The 20,571-nt window shown below is 28.3% G+C and carries 18 protein-coding genes; 3 read left to right on the forward strand and 15 right to left on the reverse strand.

The genetic code is table 11. The features are described from left to right. Positions 1–10 precede the first annotated feature (10 nt). Entirely contained in the window at positions 11–346 is a 336-nt protein-coding gene (spoIIAA, locus tag ABF633_RS08155; protein ID WP_015616139.1) for an anti-sigma F factor antagonist, read from the reverse strand. 446 nt (positions 347–792) lie between these two features. Between spoIIAA and speE the strand changes: the two genes are divergently transcribed. Then, on the forward strand, positions 793–1,620 hold the full coding sequence (gene speE / locus ABF633_RS08160; RefSeq protein WP_415523176.1) for a polyamine aminopropyltransferase: 828 nt from the start codon (positions 793–795) through the stop codon (positions 1,618–1,620). Positions 1,621–1,679: 59 nt separating this feature from the next. On the opposite strand, the gene ABF633_RS08165 is transcribed toward speE, so the two are convergent. Further along, complete coding sequence (locus ABF633_RS08165) at positions 1,680–3,446, reverse strand: Eco57I restriction-modification methylase domain-containing protein (RefSeq protein WP_415523177.1); 1,767 nt, start codon at positions 3,444–3,446, stop codon at positions 1,680–1,682. 146 nt (positions 3,447–3,592) lie between these two features. On the opposite strand from ABF633_RS08165, the gene pdaA reads away from it, so the two are divergent. Further along, positions 3,593–4,432, forward strand: coding sequence for a delta-lactam-biosynthetic de-N-acetylase (gene pdaA / locus ABF633_RS08170; protein ID WP_415523178.1), 840 nt, complete (start codon positions 3,593–3,595; stop codon positions 4,430–4,432). A gap of 443 nt (positions 4,433–4,875) precedes the next feature. Here pdaA and ABF633_RS08175 read toward each other — a convergent pair whose 3' ends face one another. The 12 genes from ABF633_RS08175 to ABF633_RS08230 all read right to left on the reverse strand — a co-directional run bounded on the left by ABF633_RS08175 (position 4,876) and on the right by ABF633_RS08230 (position 18,011). Continuing rightward, a complete protein-coding gene (locus ABF633_RS08175; protein WP_415523179.1) occupies positions 4,876–5,517 on the reverse strand; it encodes a cyclodeaminase/cyclohydrolase family protein in 642 nt (213 codons plus the stop codon). 354 nt (positions 5,518–5,871) lie between these two features. After that, complete coding sequence (locus tag ABF633_RS08180) at positions 5,872–6,438, reverse strand: nitroreductase family protein (protein WP_415523180.1); 567 nt, start codon at positions 6,436–6,438, stop codon at positions 5,872–5,874. Between the two features lie 186 nt (positions 6,439–6,624). Next, positions 6,625–7,536 (reverse strand): glycosyltransferase family 2 protein, encoded by a 912-nt coding sequence (locus ABF633_RS08185; protein ID WP_415523181.1) that lies wholly within the window; start codon positions 7,534–7,536, stop codon positions 6,625–6,627. Between the two features lies 1 nt (position 7,537). Next, positions 7,538–8,662, reverse strand: a complete 1,125-nt coding sequence (locus tag ABF633_RS08190) for a glycosyltransferase family 4 protein (protein ID WP_415523182.1) — start codon at positions 8,660–8,662, stop codon at positions 7,538–7,540. A 94-nt stretch (positions 8,663–8,756) separates the two neighbouring features. Beyond that, positions 8,757–10,187 carry a flippase gene (locus tag ABF633_RS08195; RefSeq protein WP_415523183.1) on the reverse strand — a complete coding sequence of 477 codons (1,431 nt, stop codon included), beginning with the start codon at positions 10,185–10,187 and terminating at the stop codon, positions 8,757–8,759. Positions 10,188–10,318: 131 nt separating this feature from the next. Beyond that, complete coding sequence (rfbD, locus tag ABF633_RS08200; RefSeq protein ID WP_415523185.1) at positions 10,319–11,161, reverse strand: dTDP-4-dehydrorhamnose reductase; 843 nt, start codon at positions 11,159–11,161, stop codon at positions 10,319–10,321. 75 nt (positions 11,162–11,236) lie between these two features. Continuing rightward, the gene (locus ABF633_RS08205) at positions 11,237–11,968 is read right to left on the reverse strand and encodes a WecB/TagA/CpsF family glycosyltransferase (protein WP_415523186.1); all 732 of its coding nucleotides are present in this window, start codon (positions 11,966–11,968) and stop codon (positions 11,237–11,239) included. A 161-nt stretch (positions 11,969–12,129) separates the two neighbouring features. Next, positions 12,130–13,338, reverse strand: a complete 1,209-nt coding sequence (locus ABF633_RS08210; protein WP_415523187.1) for an O-antigen ligase family protein — start codon at positions 13,336–13,338, stop codon at positions 12,130–12,132. 23 nt (positions 13,339–13,361) lie between these two features. After that, positions 13,362–14,354: a glycosyltransferase family 2 protein gene (locus tag ABF633_RS08215; protein ID WP_415523188.1), complete on the reverse strand. Its 993-nt coding sequence runs from the start codon at positions 14,352–14,354 to the stop codon at positions 13,362–13,364. A gap of 398 nt (positions 14,355–14,752) precedes the next feature. Then, positions 14,753–15,655 carry a glycosyltransferase family 2 protein gene (locus ABF633_RS08220; RefSeq protein WP_415523189.1) on the reverse strand — a complete coding sequence of 301 codons (903 nt, stop codon included), beginning with the start codon at positions 15,653–15,655 and terminating at the stop codon, positions 14,753–14,755. Positions 15,656–15,888: 233 nt separating this feature from the next. Beyond that, the gene (locus tag ABF633_RS08225) at positions 15,889–17,319 is read right to left on the reverse strand and encodes a DUF6056 family protein (protein ID WP_415523190.1); all 1,431 of its coding nucleotides are present in this window, start codon (positions 17,317–17,319) and stop codon (positions 15,889–15,891) included. Positions 17,320–17,459: 140 nt separating this feature from the next. Then, positions 17,460–18,011, reverse strand: a complete 552-nt coding sequence (locus ABF633_RS08230) for a hypothetical protein (RefSeq protein ID WP_415523191.1) — start codon at positions 18,009–18,011, stop codon at positions 17,460–17,462. Positions 18,012–18,301: 290 nt separating this feature from the next. Here ABF633_RS08230 and ABF633_RS08235 point away from each other — a divergent pair, with 290 nt between their 5' ends. Then, positions 18,302–19,291 carry a glycosyltransferase family 2 protein gene (locus ABF633_RS08235; RefSeq protein ID WP_415523192.1) on the forward strand — a complete coding sequence of 330 codons (990 nt, stop codon included), beginning with the start codon at positions 18,302–18,304 and terminating at the stop codon, positions 19,289–19,291. A gap of 94 nt (positions 19,292–19,385) precedes the next feature. On the opposite strand, the gene ABF633_RS08240 is transcribed toward ABF633_RS08235, so the two are convergent. Then, positions 19,386–20,571: Ig-like domain-containing protein (locus ABF633_RS08240; RefSeq protein ID WP_415523193.1), on the reverse strand; the 1,186-nt coding region annotated here is incomplete at its 5' end.

Consider the following 20,571-nt stretch of genomic DNA (forward strand, 5'->3'; position numbering starts at 1 on the left):
ACTTCAAGTTCTATATTACTTCAATGGCCTCTTGTACACTTTTATATAACTTTATTATTTTAAACATTCCAGAAAGCTCAAATACCCTCTTTACAGATTCCTGCACATTTGCTATGCATATTTCTCCCTTTTTCATAGAAAGCTTTTTATATCGCCCTATAACCACACCAATACCAGAGCTGTCCATAAAGTTTACATTTGAAAAGTCTAATATAACCTTATTGGAGCCATTTCTCGCAATTCTATCATCAATTTTATTTCTCACTTCTTCTGCACTATGATGATCAAGTTCCCCTGTTAATTTAACAATTAACTTATCTTCATTCTTGTAAAACTCAATATACATTAAATCTTCCCCCCAAGGTTTTATTGTAATTTATTTTATAAATACAAATCATATAAAGTAATTCTATACTTTTCTTTATTTTCCTTCTTTTTCCATAAATTATTTTACATCTTATATTCTTACCAATAATATTTTTTTTATACACTGTTGTGTAAATAATATTAAAATAGTTATTGGAAATACTAATTAATATGGTTGTTTATTAGTAATATAAGAAGATGTCAAGGTAAAATTGGCAATATTTACACCCCTGGGGCGTAAATATTATAATTGAATATTGCTGAATTTTCAACTTATTGTTATAATATTAGTACTATTTTAAAATGTAAACCGAATAACTAACCAATACAATAAATGAAAATATGAAGGGTAGGTGAATATCCTGATTTAGCAAAAATATTGACAGATAAAATTGTTTAGTATTTTAAAAATCAGGTATTTTACATATGGAAATGTGGATAAAAGAAGCTCAAATTGAAGATGCTGCAATGACTTATAAAGTTAAAGAAACTTTAGTGACAAAAAGAACTAAATATCAAGATTTAGCAATATTAGATACTTATTTCTTTGGAAGAATGCTGGTATTGGATGGAATAATACAAACTACTATTAAGGATGAATTTGTATATCATGAAATGATAGCCCATATTCCTCTTTTTACACATCCTAATCCCAAGAAAGTATTAGTAGTAGGTGGAGGAGATGGAGGAGTTATAAGAGAAGTTTTAAAACATCCATCTGTAGAAAAAGCAGTTTTATGTGAAATTGACGGTGATGTAGTTGAGGAATGTAAAAAATATTTACCTGAAATAAGCTGTGCATTAGACAATCCTAAATGTGAAGTTTTTATAGGTGATGGAATAAAATATGTAAATGAACACAAAAATGAATTTGATGTTATAATAGTTGATTCAACAGATCCTTTTGGTGCTGCTGAAGGTCTTTTTGGCGGAAGTTTTTATGAAAAAATTAAAGAATGTCTTACAGAGGATGGTATATTTATAGCTCAAACAGAGACACCTTTTTATCTGCCTGAAGTTGTAAAAAGGGTGTTTAATGATTCGAAAGCTATTTTCAAAATTACAAAGCTATTTATGGCTGCTATACCAACTTATCCGGGAGGGTATTGGAGTTTTACTATAGGTTCTAAAAAATATGATCCTGAGAATGTAGATCTTAACAACTATGAAGATTTAGATACAAAATATTATACTAAAAAAATTCATAAAGCAGCTTTCGTGCTCCCAAAATACGTAGAGGACTTAATAAAATAATACTTAGGCATATGAAAATAAATGAATATTTATTTTACAATAAAAAACAGATTTTCACTTTATAAAATCTGTTTTTTTATTATATTAATTTCTTCTTCTGTAAGCTGAAACACATCATATAAATAATTATCATCAAAATTATTTGTCATAGTTGGAATACAAAGCTTCATAAGATTATTGGGATAGTATTCATACATATTTTCTCCCAACTTTTTACCAAAGGTTTTAAAATAGAATTCATATATTTTGCTATTGAGAACAAATAAAAGATATTCATAGGTAAATGGTACATTTTCCTTAAGTTTAAGAGCATATACATCTGCACTAAAAAAACTTCCTCTATCCAATGCAAATCTATTATTTTCAGATTTATATGGAAATACAATTTTTTCACCATCAAAAATACTTCTATTTCTCCCCCATTGCAAATGATACCATTTTCTGATACCATTTCTACATTCTCTCCTGTTTAAAAGTTTATCCTTATAACTTTCCATGTACTTTACAGCATTGGGATAGCTCTCTTCTCTATCAATGTTATCTGCATATATTATGTATTTGCATGTACTATCTATACTGCCTTTTTTTATAAAGCTGCTTTTTATCCAGGGCTCTAATATATTTTTTTCTATACCTTCATTTTTTATAATCTCTTCATCCACTACAAAAGCTTTATCACAACCTGTAATTATACCCTGATAACTTTCACATATATTAGCCAAATTAGTAAAACTATTTTTTTCTATTTTATTTATAATCTTTCTTTCTGTTTCATCTCTTAATATCCACCCTTTATTATTAAGAATATTTTTTTTAATATAAAATTTCTTATAATATTCACCTTCATTTAAAAAAAGAGAATTATAAAATAATATCTTATTCTTCTTTATATTACCATCAGGTTTTATAATTTCTATATCTTTTTTTATGTCCTGTGAATTCACCAAAAAAATTATAACAGGATCTATTCCCACTTGTTTAAAAGGCCTTATTCCATAAAAATCCACTATTTTCTCTATAGAACATAACTCTTTAAAAATCTTTCTAAGTTCTTCTCCACTGGGCGATTCTAAAAAATATCTAGAGGTAATAAAAGATATTTTTCCAGATTTTTTTAAATTTAAAATGGCTTTTTGAAAAAAACAATAGGAAATATCACCTTTGTCCTTATATATTTCGGAATATAATTTCTTTAATTTTAAACTATATTCTCTATCTACAGCTTTTTGACCAACATAAGGCGGATTACTTATAATTACATTAAACTTGTTTTTTATGTCCTCTGTTAAAAAATCTCTTTCCACAAAATTATCACTATATATACAATTGCTTTCACTAAATAAATCTATTAATAATATTTTTAATGCATTTTTATCTATATCAAATCCAAATAAATTATTTTTTATTATATGAATACTTATACTTTCTTCCTTTAATTTAATATTACTATTTTTGTTTATACTCTCCAAATTTTCTCTATATAAATTAAATAAATATTTATAACATGAAATTAAAATATTCCCACAACCACAGGCTGGATCCAATATTTTTATAAAGGGATTTTCTATTATATCCTCAGCCTTTATAGTATTTAAAATCATGTAATTTCCTATTTCTAAAGGTGTATACACAACTCCTTTTTCTTTATTTTTTCTCATAAACTCATAATAAACTGCTGAAAAATACTGATTTTCCTCTATATTCATTTTTCGCTTATAATTTTTAATTGAAATAATTTTATAAACATTATCTATGGGCTGTAAAATTATATTATATAATTCATTAATTTCATTTAAAAAAATGTCCAATATTTCAAATAACTCCATTGTATATTTCTCTCCAGTATGTACAAAATATTATCGACTAAAAGTAATTAATTTCTACAATATTAAATTATAGCATAGAGCAAGGAAATTTGCTTTAGTTATCAAAAATATAATAAAATACACCTACAGAAGGAAAGGGATTATATTTGAAAAATAACAATAAAAAACTATTTATTATTTTAAGCCTTGTAATTACTCTAACTACAACTCTTTGTAATAATGCAGCAGCTATTGTTTTATTTAAAAATGACAGTATAAATAAAACTTATTTAAATGCAAGGACTGCTGATAATTTAAGTACTAAAGAAAACAGCTGGTATATTGTACCTGCATCCGAGGAAAAAATTCCAAGAGTTGACATAGATGTAGATTGGCTAAAAAAATACAACGGCTATTATATAGGTGACACTAATAATAAATATATTTTCTTAACCTTTGATGAAGGATATGAAAATGGCTATACGGCAAAAATTTTAGACATATTAAAGGCTAATAATGTAAAAGCTGCCTTTTTTGTAACAGTACCCTATATAAAATCAAATAAAGAACTAGTTAAACGAATGGCAGATGAAGGCAATTTAGTATGTAATCATTCTAATACACACCCTTCCATGGCCACTATTACAAATGAAGAAAAATTCAAATGGGAACTTACTTCCACTGAAGAGGCTTATAAGGAAGCTACTGGTTATGATATGAGTAAATTTTTCAGACCTCCCATGGGCAGATATAGTGAACTGTCATTAAATTATACCAATAAACTTGGTTACAAAACAATCTTTTGGAGTCTTGCCCATAAAGATTGGCTTAAAGATAATCAGCCGAATCCCGAACAGGCCAAGAAGCTTATTTTAAAGAGAACCCATCCCGGCGGCATATATTTGCTGCACGCAGTTTCAAAAACTAATACAGATATATTGGATTCACTTATAAAAGAATGGAAGAGCAGAGGCTATGAATTTAAAACTTTAAATGATCTGCCATGAGTTTTATATTACAATTTTAAAATGAGGCTAGAATTAAGCTTTTATCCTCATTTTAAAATTTTTATCCGATGACTAGCCGCTGTAACACTCCACCGCACACAGCGAAAGCGATTCACACAAAATCTAAGATTTTGGTTCTCTGCTTGCACACAGCGAAAGTGATTCACACAAAATTAAAAATTTTGGTTCTCTACTTTTCTAAAGGTGGAGATAACACCGGCACGTCCCTGGATAATTCATCTAAACTCAGTGGGAATACAAACTCCCACTGAGTAAGATTCATTGATTAATCAGTTGATTATGGTTTCAAAAAAATTTCATAGTTTAAAGAAGTAAACTACTCTCCACTTATAGAAATGAAAGCTTCCTGATCCCAAAAGTTCATAACCTGCGCTATCCATCTCCTAATATAGAGACTTCTGCATATTAAGTTAAATCTGAATTTACATCCCCAACATTTTATCTACTACATACAATATTGCCATCTTATTATTTTTGCTTTGCTCTAATAATTTTTGTGATTCTTCCTGCAGTTTAACTTTTATAGTTTCATCCTTTATTCCTGATAAATTTATGTCTATATTTAATATAGCTATCTCCACTACTGAATGAGCAAGTATAGCAGCACAACCTGCATCAGATACAGCAAATTTATTTCCATATTCACAGGCAACAGATATTATTTCATATATTTTGTTTGTCTTTTCAATTAACTCCATAGGAACCTTGGCTGCTGCTTCATATCCTTTTGCTATCGCCTTACTTCTAAGCTGTCTTGAGCTCTCTGTATCTTTAGGCATCTTAAAAGCATTAATTATCTCCAAAAAAGCTTCTCCATCTTTATCTATGTAAGCAATAAATTCTTCTTTTGCTCTTTCGGCTTCATTTAAACTCTTTCCCAATAATTCTTTAACGGAGTCATCATAACCTTCATAGACCTTCTTACCTATAGTAAGATTAAATACCATAGAAGTGAGTGAAGCTGCTAATGCAGCTGTTAAAGCTGCTGCTCCACCGCCACCAGGAGCTGGTGAACTACTGGAAAGTACCTTTGAGAATTCCCCTATTGTCATATTTTCATACATTTTAAGCACCACTTTCATAAACAAATTGTAAGATTCTTATCACATGAGTAATATTTTATCACATATACTAAAAATTTTGTAGATAAAATTTTGTATATATTTTAAACTAATAAAATTGTGCTGGATAACTATATAAAATCAATTAAAATTCTAAACTAAAAATAAATTCAGCAAATTATATGATAATACTTCTTAAATATAAAAGGAAAGCATCTACAATATATTAACTACAGATTGCAAATGTTTTCCCTTTATTAATAATTAACAAATATCCAGAAATATTCCCATACTATCTTAAGCTTAGAAGTCAAAGTATTACAGCATCTAGTCATTTAATCATGGGATACAAATTTTTTATCTAAGCAAAGTTTTCTCATGCTTTTTACTGAAGGGAGTATTCCAGGTATTCAAAAATACATGTTCATTTACATCCTTTATAGGATTATGATATTTTTCTTCATCTATCTCGCCAATAGGTGTCAAAGCCACTACTTTAAAATTATTTGGTATATTCAATATATCTTTTATTGTTTTTTCTTCAAAAGAAGCTATCCAGCAAGCTCCATATCCTTCATTGGAAGCTGCTAATATAAAATGTTCCATAGCAATGGCACTATCAACTAAATATAAAGGTTTTTCATCTATATTGCCTGAATCCTCTGGTTCTCCAATAATTAAGGCAACTACCGGTGCATCCTTTATGGCTTCTTTAGCTTCATCTGAGCTATTCTTTACTGCAGAAGCTATTATATTTTTCTTATACTCATCATCTACTATAACAAATTTATAAGAAGTTTTATTTTTCCATGAAGGTGCCATCATAGCTGCATTAATCATTCTACCAAGCTTGTCATCTTTAATTTCCGTAGATTTAAACTTTTTTATACTTTTCCTACTGTTTATTACGTCATAAAAATCCATTTAACTACACTCCTCGCATGTTAATATTCTCTAACTTATTATGCGTAATTAAATAGACATTATTCAGATTAATTATGTTATTAATCTTTAATTCTGAATATTTGAAGATTGCGAACTGAAATTGGAAAAGTTTGATAGTTACTTCGCCATTTATTACTATTACAAATTAAAGTATTATCAAGTATACTATTTGACAAATGCCTTTACTATTTCCATATCAATATTTTTTACATCAGCTTTAAATCCACTAATAATATTCTTAATCAAAGTAATAGGCTCTTTTCTAATTATTATTCTCCCTACAGCTTCTATGAAAATATAAACTGAAAATATGATTTTCTGAAAAAGATTTGCATTTCTCTTTATAAAAACAACTCTATTCCTGTTTAAAAAATAATAACTTAACCCTCTATATTTTGAAATGGTAGAGGATCCTTTATGATAAATTCTGCTATCATATACACAAAGCAATTTATAGCCTTCTTTACCTGCTTTATAGCAAAATTCAGTTTCTTCAAAGAATAAAAAATAATTTTCTGGTATTAAACCTATCTTTTCAAATACTTCTCTCCTACAAATAAAACACGCTCCTCCAAGATAATCCACTAAAATGTCCCTTTTTGGAATATCATTATATTTGTAGCCCTTATATTTACCTTGAGTAAGCCCGCTATAGAGATTTATATTGGCTCCCATGGCTTGTATAATATTTTTATCCTCATAATTACATATACAAGGTCCAGCTATTCCTATATCCTTTCTATCCACCATTACTTTAATTATTTTAGTTAAAAAATCTCTTTCTACTACCACATCATTATTTAGTACACATATGTAGTCAGCGTCTCTTTCTAGTGCATATTTTATACCTAAATTGTTGCCATTTGCATAACCAAGATTTTTATTGCACTTTATAATATTGTAGTAACTAAATTCCTCCTTTAATTTTTCATAAGAATTATCTTTAGAGGAGTTGTCTACAACTACTATTTCGTAGTTATCATAATTTATTTGCTGCAAACTCTGTAAACATTCCTTAGTATCCTGAAAGGAATTAAAATTTAATATTATTATAAAAACTTTTGGATTTATCATCATATTAATTATTTCCTCTTATACTATTTATTTTATAGTGCAATTTTTCCACTATATTATCCCAATTGTAATTTTCTCTGCAATTTTCCTGTACATTTTGTGAAAAATCGCCAAGCTTATTATTATTTATTAATTCTTCCAAAGCATTAGCTATTGCTCTTACATCGCCCACTTCTACCACAGCTCCATTGTCACCATTCACAATTTCTTCAGCTATACCCACTCTAGTAGAAACAATAACATCTCCACAGGCTATTGCTTCTATTAAGGCAATGCCCACACTTTCATATTGAGATGTAAGACAGAATATTTTTGCCCTTTTATATTCTTCAAATAATCTTTTTCTATCAAAAATAGCGCCTTTAAATATTACATTGTCTTTCATATTTTCATGCTTATTAAAAAAATTATTTATAGTACTTTTGAAGGACTCCTCAATAGGCCCCACAAAGACTAACTTCCAATCTTTTCTTAGATTTTTATCTATTAAGGCATAGGCTTCCATAAGTAAGTCCGTAGCTTTTTCACTACTGCCTATTCTCCCTACATTCAAAATGGTGTTTTCTTTGTCATCAAAACTAATATCTTCTTTAAAATATTCGCTGTTGAAATCTATACCATTTGGTATATTCATTAATTTATCCTTATGTTTTCCCAGTAAGAACCTTAATTTATGAAATATACTTTTCTGTTCGACTCCTATAATGTCTACTCTATTTAAAAAAAAATTAAAAAATACCTTTTGAATGGCTTTCATATTTTCTATTCTATCTAAAAGTAATCCTGTACAATCAAGCTTTAAAAAAACTATTCCCTTTCTATTAAAAAACTTGTATAAGCATGCATAGATTACAGAATTGAAAGTCATATGAAATATCTGCAGTACATCTATAGTCTTAGAATTTTTCTTTAAATAATAAAATATATTTATAAGATTCTTATGTTTTCTTTCAATAAAATCTATTTTAAGCCCCTTTACTTCATTATTTAAATAATCATATTTGTCATTATTATAACTGACTACATAGGAATCATATCCATATAATCTATTAAGTTTATAGGCTATCATTCCCACATCTTTAATCAAATGAACATTTTCAGCTTTAGGGTATAATACGCAATATTTCATAATACACCTATCTTTCTAATTAAAATACTTTTCTTTAATTTAGTCATATACAGAATATTCATAAGCTTTAAGTTAATTTTATGGACTAAAATTTTCAACTTATTCTCTGCTTTCGTGCTCCTAAAATAAGTTTTATTTCCCCTAAAGTTATATATTTAGTAGCAAGTATTAATACAATGTAAATTAAAGCACTTAAAACTATATTTAAAACTGTACTCACATTAAAATATTTAAAAATAATTATGGCAATTGCCATGACAGTACATGGTAGTATGGCCTTAGCTATATTTTTATGATTTGAAACTACTATAACATTTTTAGCATAATATCTCATCATTATAATATTTATTACTTCAGAAATAACAGTTATTATGGCAGCTATGTTCATTCCATATTTAGGTGTGAATATTAGATTCAGCACTAGATTGACTAAAGCCGATATAGTAACAGCTTTTAGATACTTTTTTTCCATATTACAAGCATTTAAGCCCCATCCATATATTTCTCTAAAGAAAAGTATAAATGCATATACTAACAATATAATAAATGGTGCATAAGCAGCTTCAAAACTATTATCAAAAAGAAGTATTATTATTTCTTTTGAAAGAAGCACTCCTCCAACAACCATGGGCATAATAAAGACAGTTATTATCCTTGAAGTATTGTCCATAAGCTTTTTAAGTGCTTCATTATTCTTATTATTGAAGTAATTTATAATAAGTGGAAAAACAGGAGTAAAAATCATAGTTTCAATATTAATTAAAAATAAAATTATATAATAGGCAGAACCATAAATTCCTGCCTCTTCACTTCCTCTGCTGAACATAATTATTATTCTGTCCACATTAGTATTTATCATAGCTAATATTCCAGAAATTAAAAAAGGAAGACCTAAATTTATATAAGAAATTATTTTTTTCCTATTTAAATTTACCTTTAAAGTGAATTTTTCTTTTAAAAAATATATGTATGCTTGATATAGACTTCCGGCCAGTAACGCTATGAAAGTAAATATGGGTATATAGTAAACCTGACTTTTTTCTTTTAAGAAAATATATATTAAGATAAAGGGAATTACATTTTTAATAATATTATAAACTGCATTATATTGCATTTTCTGTATGCCATTAAATACCCAATCTATGCTCATTGCAGTAGGTAATAGCGTTAATCCATATATAACAAATAAGGTTTTTATAAAATTTGCATTGGTCTTAAAGAATAAACACATAATAATTATAACTATAAAGCTGAAAATAAATAATGCAAATCTAAAGGCAAGGATATCTCCTACTACCTGCTTTATATTTTTCGTTTCCTTTGCAATCTCTCTGGTACCATAGGTTTGCAGCCCAAAGAGTACTACCATTGTAAAATACAATATCATGGCCTGAACCGTATTAACAGTACCAAAATAGGAGGCTCCTATTTTTTTTGCATAATAGGAACCAGTAAAAAATACTATTACCTGAGATAATAAACTTGAAGAAATTGTTAACAAAAAATTTTTAGCTACTCTATTCATTTAATTACCTTCCTGAAATTTCAACTTAAATTTAACAAACAGTTCACTTTTAGAGCATATTCACATTGAACATCTATACAGAAAACTATGAATATTTTAAAACTCGCACTGTTAAAGTACGAGTTTTAAGATTACATATGTAATTCTTCAATATATTCCTTGAGAGATTCCTGCCACTGATTTGTTATATCACCTGTAGTAAGTTCCAGCATATAATTTTTAAGCACAGAATATTTAGGTCTTTTAGCCGGTCTTGGAAATTCCTCAGTAGTACATGGAATTACCTTTATATCAATATTTTTTAATCTAAATATTTCCTTTGCAAAATCGTACCAGGAGCATACTCCCTTACAGGTGCAGTGGAATAATCCATAATTCTTTTCTTCTACAAGCTTTATTATTACTTTAGCTAAATCTGCTGAACTGGTAGGAGTACCAACTTGGTCATTTACCACCTTTAATTCCTTGTGATTTTCACTTAGTTTTATCATAGTCTTTACAAAATTATTTCCATCACCATATAACCAGGCAGTTCTTACAATATAATATTTGGGATTTAAAGTTTTTACAAAATTTTCTCCATCCAATTTAGTTCTTCCATAAACTGTTTGAGGATCTGGTGTATCAAACTCTGTAAGTTCAGTATTCCCCTCTCCGTTGAATACATAATCTGTAGAAACCTGAACAATTTCAGCGCCTATAGCAAAAGCCGCTGAAGCTAAATTTTTAGGCCCTATGGCATTTATCTTATAAGCTAAATCCACTTGTTCCTCACATTTATCTACCTGAGTGTGAGCAGCACAATTTATAATTACATCTGGCTTATTTTCTTCTACAAATTTATATACAGCCTTTACATCTGTTATATCAAGATCATTTACATCTGTGGGAATAAGCTCTGCATCTTTTCCTTTATATTGCTTTTGAAGCTCTCTTCCCAGTTGACCATTTGCTCCAGTTATTAATATTTTCATTATTACCAACTCCCCAAATTATATTAATCAATGAATCTTATCCATGTTAAATTTTCATTCATATTAAAATTTGATCTACACAACCTTCTGTTTTATTATATATGTGTTATATATAACTTTCAATAGAAGCTTTGGGATAACTCCCAATCGCCTTATTCTCCATGGTTCTTTAAAAACTCTGTAAAGCCATTCTAAGCCAAGCTTTATCATCCATCCAGGCGCTCTATTTACCTTTCCTGCAATAACGTCAAAGCTTCCCCCCACCCCCATATAGATAGATGCGGTGAGAATGCTCATATATTTATTTATAAATTTCTCCTGACGTGGACATCCCATTGCCACAAAAATGGCATAGGGCTGAGAATTTTTTATATCTTGCAATATATCTTCACAATTATCCATATTAAAATATCCATTGTGACTTCCTACAATGTTTAGTCCATTATATTTATCCTTAAGTTTAATTTTACATTCATCAAGAAGTTCCTGTTTTGCTCCAAGAAGATATATACCTTTTCCTTCCCTTTCACACAACTTAATAATTTCATCCATTACTTCAATGCCTGCAATTTTTTCTTCAACTGAATTTTTAGCTATTTTAGAAGCTATAACTACACCAATACCATCTGGAATTATTACAGAATTTTCTTCACTGCATCCTTGAAAAATGGAATCATCATATAAGCCACTATAGAGTACCTCCGGGTTTCCGGATATAATATGTACTTTTTTAAAACTTGTTATATACTCAATTAATTCAATTTTACTCTTATTAAATACATTATAATTTAGTACTTTAGAAAACATAACTTCCTCCGTAGTTTTTATTGGCTAAGGTATTCGAAAATAAATAACAACACAAAGACTGCAAATATTTTGCAGCATACACTGAAACAAGCTCTAATGATATAGAGCCGTAATTTCATACAAAACATGCTAACAGCTAGTTATTTCTTTGATGATACTTACTATCTCTCAGAGAATAATAACCCATCAGCAGCAGCTAAAAATATCCAAAAATATACTATTACTGAAGGCACAAAGAATAGATTTTCAAATAAATTCATAAACAAAAATGCTACCACAGAAGCTAAAAATCCAATATAGAATAAACTTATTTCTTTATCATGAATATTAACTATAACCTTTTTAATCTTAAAAAGTGCATTTACAATTATACTTATAAAGGATAATCCACCAATTATTCCAAGCTCTGATTCTATTTTTAAATAAGAATTATGAGTTGGATAATTTGAATAATTTTTATAGGCTAAATATTTATATTTAGCAACATAGCTGTCATATAATTTAATAAAATTACCATTTCCAACACCAAATATAGGATGATTTTGTATCATTTTAAGAGCCGTTCTCCATATCTGTATTCTTCCTTCATCAACAACACCAATCTGCAGCACTCTTGTCCTTACGAAAGGTATCGCAAAGGCAATTACTGCAATACCTCCTAATGCAACTAAGAAATACCAGCTGTATAACAGTGAGACAATTACTCCTCCAACTACTAGTGCTAAAAATGAATTTCTAGAACCACTAAAATAAATATTACATAAGGTTAATATAAATAAAATACCATATGCGCTTTTTTTATATAAACTCTTACTTCTTACTGTCATCATTACCACCGGGAAAGCCCCCATAATGAGAAATGCTGCAAAGGAATTTGGATTGTCAAAGGTTGCATTGGTTCTCAATACATTACCCATAGCATATCCCTGTAAAAGGCCATATCCCGTTATCTTCTGAAAAATGCCATATAGGTTTATACCTGTAAATATAACCATATATGCATTTATTAAACCTTTAATCATTTCTTTATCTACAGTATATTTAACAATAAAATATAACATTACAAATGACAAAAACCTTGCACTTTCAGTTATTGCAATAGTTTTGTATGAAGCATAGGAAATAGATACAACCATTATTGCAAACAAAATTATAAGTGAAATTCCCATTAAATCACTGAGAAAATCTCTTATATTATATATAAAAGAATCTCTTGATTTTAAAATACTTACTAAAAAAACTATTATTAAAATAAATACCATTATATCCCCAATATTTAATCCTTTTATACTTAAACTGTCTGGTGCAATAGGATACAATATAATTAGAGCAATTAATATGTAATAAATTAAACTATTTTTACTCTTCATAACAAATCACTACTTTCTAAAAATTAATATCTATTAGTTGCAATTGCCTTTTTATTAAAGGCCATCTTTATAGTATTTATATAAACTTTTCTGTTCTCCTTTATAATTTCAGAGGACTTAAAAATTTGCATAAAGGTAACTCCTATAACTCTTAATAGCAAAGCAATCACTAAATTTATTCTAACCTGAATTTCCTTTGATCTACCATAATTCTTTCTAAAATACAAAATCATACTTCTATACCTTTCATAAAAGGTTATATCCCCTATTTTTTCACTGCTTTTTCCAATTAAGTGAACTATCTCGCCATATGGATAATATATTCTGCTCCAGCCAGCTTTATATGCCTGATAGCAAAAGTCTATTTCTTCATAATACATAAAATATCTTTCATCCAGCATCCCAATGCAATCAATTACCTCTCTTCTTATGAGCAAAGCTGCTCCAACTAGAACCTGTACCTCTTCTGGCTCCTGAATACTTTGGAAATTTTTCATATATTGTTCTATATCCTTTGATCCTATTTTATCAGCAAACTTCACAAAAAAGCTTTTTATAAAAGGTATTTTTAATACATTTTTCAGCTTATACATATGATATACTTCTCGCTTAAAAGTAGGAAAAGCTGAAATAGAAGTTTGATGAGTTCTGTCTCCATTCAGAAGCTTAGGTCCAAGAAGTCCTATTTTCTTATTTTCATCCATATATGTAACCATTTTTTCTATTACATCTTCAAGTATAATAGTGTCACTGTTTAGCAAAAAAACATATCTGCCCTCACTTGCTTTTATACCCAAATTATTAGCATAAGCAAAGCCCCCGTTTATTTTACTCTCAATAAGCTTTACCTGCTTAAATTCATTTTTAAGCATAGTAATACTATCATCTTTAGATGCATTATCTACTACAATAATTTCATAATTTATATGTATAGTATTTTCTAAAATAGATTTTATGCAATCTTTTAATAAATCTCTAGTATTATAATTTACAATAATTATAGAAACATCAACCATTTCGTCCTCCTGCTGTTTCTTATAGCGCTCTATATGATTTCCATTATTACTTTTTCCAAATACTGTTACGCATTAATCATAAACAGAGTTCTTTGTTTCAGGTGGAGTTTTTTTCTCCAGCTGAAACTTACTAACAGAGTTCTTAGTATCGGTATTTTCGATACTTAGAAATCGTTGTCCTTTAGGGTAAATCGTTATCCAGGGACGTAGCAGCCGTTATCTCCCACTTTGATAGAAAAGCAGAGAACCAAAATCTTCGATTTTGTGTGAATCGCTTTCACTGTGTGCGTTGGTAGTATTACGAATGGTAGTCATCGGATAAATTTAAGAATTTTTAAAGTTCATATATAAACCTATATTCCTTAAGTAATCTTTATAATTATTTATTACTAGATTACTTATCCCTTAGTTCCAACTCTTCCATTTGGGATTACTATATTTTTAACTATAGCAATCATTCCAAGTAGCACTATTCCAACATATACTATCCAATTAAAAATAAATAAATTATCTTCCTTATTGTATTTATTATAAAATATAATCATAGCTCTATAAAATTCATAGGTTGCCTTTGTGCCTAACTGTTTACTGCTTTCTCCTTTAAAATGTATAATTGTTCCCACAGGACAATATCTCACTATATAACCTGCTTTCTTTGCTCTCATGCACCAATCCATTTCTTCTCCATACATAAAAAAAGCCTCATCCAAAAGTCCAATTTTATCAATAACTTCTTTTTTTATCATGAGAAAGCATCCAGACACAGAATCCACATCCAAAAACTCATCCTCTGATACATGAGTTAAATTATACCTGGTGAGATTCTTATTGTTTTTAAACAACTTGCTTATTCCAAACAACTTAAAAAAGGCATCTTTAGGCCTTGGAGCCATTCTTCTGCAGGCAAGCTGCAGTGTACCATCAGGGTTAAGCACCTTACATCCAGCTACCCCTAATTTTATATCAATAATTAGACATTCATAGGTTTTATGTATAACGTCCCCATTAATAATAGTATCAGGATTTAATAAAAGGATAGCCTCTCCCTTTGCAATTCTTATAGCTTGATTATTTGCTCCAGCAAAGCCTTTATTATCTTTGTTTTCTATTAATTTGAAATCCTTTTTATCTTTATATTCCTCCTTTAACATAGCACAGCTTTCATCAGAAGAATTATTATCTACAACTATTATCTCAAATTTTATATCCTTTGTATTTTCATATATGGAAGCCAGACAATTTTTTAAAAGTTCCTTTGCATTCCAATTCACTATAATTATGGTTAAATCGTATTCTATCATTGTTTACTCCCGATTCACTAATTTGTTTTACATTATACTATCAAAATTACTTAACTCTAAATAACTTAGCTAAGCTCAGTAACTAAAAAGATTAACTAAGTAAACTCCATTAGCTAGTATCAATACTTCTAGCATAAATTTATATTAACATCTAGATTTGTAATAGTCAATTTATCGAGATATATGTATACAGGAATTTAATATATTCCAGAGTTAAGCATTTTTTTATTTAATTATCCAGTGTATATAAAAATATATATGTACTTAGTTACTGCAAAAATAGCAAAAATAAATAGATACCTTTTCTTCAATAAGAATTCAGATTTTTTCAGCAAACTAATGAATACCATAAAAAACATTATTGCAAGAACGAAAAATGTTCTAGCTCCAGATGCGTATATAGTTGCTGAAATAAACATTATAATAGCTGAACATATACCTGCTACATAAATTAAAGCTACATAAAGTCCTTTAATTTCGAAATCATAAATCTGCCATATAAAATATGGGACTGTAGCTATTATTACAGGCCATATAATAAATTTTACTGTAGAAATTTTTTTTATAGCAAAAGGATCTGGTATATTAAAATTAAAAAATACTATATTCAAATGATTCCATATATAATGATATTCCTGTGGAAATGTTATTTTCTGTACAATTTTACTTGGTAATACTATATCCAATGAGAAGATAATTGCGCTAAAAATAAGTATGCATCCCATTATTGGTATTATTATAGATAAATTATTTTTTAATCCTCTATTTTTTTTATATAATAATATACCCAAAACTAAAAGCACTAGAAAAAGTATTACTTTACTGTCATTTAATAATGTTTGTAACAACCACCGCACTCCATTAAACATAATTTCCCATTTACTATATAAAGAATAATTTGGAAGCCAATTAATAGTCTCTTGCTGATTTCTAACTAAATTTCCAGGTGCAATAAGAAGTATTATAGACCCTAGTATGACTACAATATTCTCTATTATTAGATATTTATAATTTTTTTTATCTCTAATGTAAATATGAAGGTTTATTATTGTAATGAAAACTACAAGTACAAGCGCTATTTGTTCTTCACCCATAGACGCAAAAACTGCACAAAAAATATATAACATACTGAATTTTTTATTATAATTTTTGTTTAATGCATCTATAAAGGGAATAACAGCTACTAAAGCAGCTAACATAGGCCAAAGATAAACAATGGAACCAGTAATCCACATTATTGAATCCAAAATTACAGATTTGCTTATTAATAACCAACCTATACATATGTACCAATTCAATATATAATTATTTTTATCGCTTTTTTTAACTGTAATAATTCTACTAATACTATATGCCATAAGAGTTATAAATAATGGATTAATAAATTTCCATACAACTCCTCCATCTCTAAAAATAAAATATAATACTAATTCTGCACTCATCCTTCCAGTCCAATTCATATATCTCAGCTGTAAATAATCTAGTAAGGAGTAACTTCTAGTTGCATGCTGAAACCAAAAATCATCACCTGGCTGCATATTATGCAATATATGCACATAAAGCATAGTTATAAAAAGTATAAAAAAAGGTAATTTTTCAGATGTTAAAAGATTTAATATTATATTTTTTCCCGATGCATTTTTTTTATCTATATGATAGTTCATTATTAATCCCCCATATTATTGCTAAATATTTTCAATAGATGTTGCAATAGATTATATTCATCACAAAATATCTATTTCCTCCCAATAGCTTTTATCTAACTTCTATTTATAAATGAATAATTTTAATTGCAAGTTATATATTATAAAGTTAGCTCTTTATTTGTCCAAATGAAATAATTAATTTTATTAACTTGTAATTGTATTCCAATTTTATAAGATTGATTTCTTTTTAAATCATCAATCTTAAATTCAGAATCTATTCCTGAATTATCATAAACATTTTTATTTTTTGTTACACCGAGTCCGCTTGGAGTTACACATGTCAAATGAGTATTGGCATCTGTAGATTCAGCGTTAAACAATTTTGTTATATCTGTTCTCTTTATTATTCTTGTCCTTACTTTATATAAATCTCCATCTTCACCCTTTAAAATTAAGGTAGGCATAATATTATAAGAATTCACACCATTTATAACTGCCCATCCCGTTATATTACCTAAGCCATTTGAAAGGCTTATTGAATCAATATTATATAATATCTCTTTTTTACCCTCTACAATTCTAGTATCTTTGTCTAACTTTGTAATTTTTAATTGTTTCTTTTTATCTGAATTATATCCTATTAAAAGTGTACACATTAAAAATACAGTAAGTGTAACAATTAAAATCAATTTTTTATTTAACCCCTTCAATTTCTTCTTCCTCCATTTTTGAATAATTATCTTTTCATATATTTCTCATTTTAGTTCCTTTATTGATTTAAAACTTTATGTTAATTAATACATTTTAAATAGTCGTTTAATTAATAAGAATATTTATAGAAAATTTGTGGATATTCAACCTATAAACTATATATTAGAGATTACAATCTATAAAACTCTAATTTTACACAATAAAATATTTAAAGTATAATAAAATTATAATCTATGTATTTAGTATTCTCAATATTATACTACTATATAGACATGGAAAGGAGAAAAACATGGAAAATAAGACATTGTATTTAGTAATTCCCTGTTATAATGAAGAGAGTGTATTAAGAGAAACTGCCAAACAATTAAACGAAAAGATGAAAACAATGATTCTTAAAAATTATATTTCCAAAAATAGTAAAATAATGTTTGTAAATGATGGTTCAAAAGACAGTACATGGAATATAATTGAAGATTTAAATAGAAATGACCCTATATTTATAGGCTTAAAATTATCAAGGAATAAAGGTCATCAGAATGCTCTTCTGGCAGGTTTAATGGATTCCAAAAATTGTGCAGACATGGTTATATCCTTAGATGCAGATCTACAAGATGATATAAATGTAATAGACAGCTTTGTAGAAGAATACTATGCTGGAAGTGACATAGTTTATGGTGTGCGCTCTAAGAGAGAAAAGGATACTTTTTTTAAACGATTTACGGCAGAATCATTTTACAAATTTATGAAAGCTTTAGGGGTAGATATTGTTTTTAATCATGCTGACTATAGATTAATGAGCAAACGAGCATTGGAAGCACTGGAACAATTTAAAGAAGTTAATCTTTTTTTAAGAGGCATTATTCCTCTTATAGGATTTAAATCTTCTATTGTAGTATATGAAAGAAATGAAAGATTTGCAGGAGAATCAAAATACCCATTAAAAAAAATGTTGAATTTTGCTTTTGAAGGAATCACATCCTTCAGTGTTAAACCAATTAGAATAATTACAACTATAGGTGGCATAATTTTTATTATCAGCACCTTATTTTTCATATACTCATTAATAATGAAATTTCTAGGGAAAACTGTTGTTGGTTGGACTAGTATTGTCTGTTCCATTTGGATGATTGGAGGAATACAGCTGCTATGTTTAGGGGTTATTGGTGAATACATAGGAAAAATTTATAATGAAGTTAAAGCTAGACCTAAATACATAATTGAAAAAAGGTTGTCTGATAATATAAGTTCTAACAATGAAAAACAAAAGTCTACCATTTAAATATAAAGTTTAATATTATAAAAATATCCCAGTGGTAGTATTCTACACTGGGATATTTACGAATCATTTTTTTAATTAATATACAATTAAATTCTTAATTAAAAAAGCTAAAATTGTATGCGTCTATTCCTGGAGCATCAATCATACTGCGAATATGAATAGTATCATCTTGATTATCAGCAACATATGCTTTTGTATGATCGTTAGGATCTACCCAACCCATAAATACATAAGTATGACTTGGATATCCTGTGGAATCAGGGACGGTAAAGACAATATTACCTGGATATAATTGATTAACATCAGAGGTTCTTGTCCATCCTAATGAAGTTATATAAGGAACATAATGCTTAGTATTTTCCATCCATATTGGTATATTTATACCAATTGATCTCAACGCTGTGCTTGAAAAATAAACACAATTATTGTGTTGATCTCCATCATGAAGATTTACTGCTTTAATCTCAGTCTGCTGCACATTATTTCCCGTAGATAGAAAAGATACAAGTTTAGCTGCAGCTTCTGTATCATTAGGTACTTTATAGATAACTACATCTTGGGATGTAACAGAATTATCATTACCTATACCTTTCACAGTTATAATATGTTCACCATAAGATAGAGAAGATATATTCAAAGTGTATTTATATCCGCTTTGAGCTCCTCCCAGGTATCCAGGATATATATTATTTACATCAGGTCTTGATATTCCCAATTGTGCATCTCCATAGTTCTGATTATCAACATATATCTGAACCTTTTGTACACCAAATGCATTTAATGACCATCCATTTACATCAACTAAATAATTCTGCGCTTTTATACCAGAATTATTTTTGGGAGTGTCAATACATACTTTACTTATCAAAGGATCTTGGTCATTTTTCAATACATATATTTGCGTAGTGTTTGTGGCCTCTGCCCCATTTACCCCTACACTTGTAACTTTTATAGTATGAACTCCTGGAGCTAAAGATGAAATATCTAAATTACAATTAAATCCACTGGAATTCTCGTTTGCGTATCCTGAAAATTTCTTAGCAACATCAGGTCTTGATTGTCCTATCGTGGCATCTTTAACAGTTCCATTGTCCAAAGCTACTTGAACCTGTTTTACTCCATATAAATCAAGTGACCAACCACCTACATTTAGTTGTCCAACATTAGTTTGTACATATTGCGGAGTATCTATAGTAACAATTCCCGGCATAGTTTTCTCAGAGACCTTTTTCACATTGACACTCTGTGCTGTTACAGTACCGTCATTTCCTGTACTAACT

Origin of the sequence: Clostridium sp. (genome assembly GCF_047718555.1) — a bacterium.
Lineage (GTDB): Bacteria > Bacillota > Clostridia > Clostridiales > Clostridiaceae > Clostridium_I.

Excerpts from the sequence above, each read along its gene's own strand:
- spoIIAA (WP_015616139.1), bottom strand. The coding sequence starts at position 346 with ATGTATATTGAGTTTTACAAGAATGAAGATAAGTTAATTGTTAAATTA.
- speE (WP_415523176.1), top strand. The coding sequence starts at position 793 with ATGGAAATGTGGATAAAAGAAGCTCAAATTGAAGATGCTGCAATGACT.
- ABF633_RS08165 (WP_415523177.1), bottom strand. The coding sequence starts at position 3,446 with ATGGAGTTATTTGAAATATTGGACATTTTTTTAAATGAAATTAATGAA.
- ABF633_RS08175 (WP_415523179.1), bottom strand. The coding sequence starts at position 5,517 with ATGTATGAAAATATGACAATAGGGGAATTCTCAAAGGTACTTTCCAGT.
- ABF633_RS08180 (WP_415523180.1), bottom strand. The coding sequence starts at position 6,438 with ATGGATTTTTATGACGTAATAAACAGTAGGAAAAGTATAAAAAAGTTT.
- ABF633_RS08185 (WP_415523181.1), bottom strand. The coding sequence starts at position 7,536 with ATGATGATAAATCCAAAAGTTTTTATAATAATATTAAATTTTAATTCC.
- ABF633_RS08190 (WP_415523182.1), bottom strand. The coding sequence starts at position 8,662 with ATGAAATATTGCGTATTATACCCTAAAGCTGAAAATGTTCATTTGATT.
- ABF633_RS08195 (WP_415523183.1), bottom strand. The coding sequence starts at position 10,187 with ATGAATAGAGTAGCTAAAAATTTTTTGTTAACAATTTCTTCAAGTTTA.
- rfbD (WP_415523185.1), bottom strand. The coding sequence starts at position 11,161 with ATGAAAATATTAATAACTGGAGCAAATGGTCAACTGGGAAGAGAGCTT.
- ABF633_RS08205 (WP_415523186.1), bottom strand. The coding sequence starts at position 11,968 with ATGTTTTCTAAAGTACTAAATTATAATGTATTTAATAAGAGTAAAATT.
- ABF633_RS08210 (WP_415523187.1), bottom strand. The coding sequence starts at position 13,338 with ATGAAGAGTAAAAATAGTTTAATTTATTACATATTAATTGCTCTAATT.
- ABF633_RS08215 (WP_415523188.1), bottom strand. The coding sequence starts at position 14,354 with ATGGTTGATGTTTCTATAATTATTGTAAATTATAATACTAGAGATTTA.
- ABF633_RS08220 (WP_415523189.1), bottom strand. The coding sequence starts at position 15,655 with ATGATAGAATACGATTTAACCATAATTATAGTGAATTGGAATGCAAAG.
- ABF633_RS08225 (WP_415523190.1), bottom strand. The coding sequence starts at position 17,319 with ATGAACTATCATATAGATAAAAAAAATGCATCGGGAAAAAATATAATA.
- ABF633_RS08235 (WP_415523192.1), top strand. The coding sequence starts at position 18,302 with ATGGAAAATAAGACATTGTATTTAGTAATTCCCTGTTATAATGAAGAG.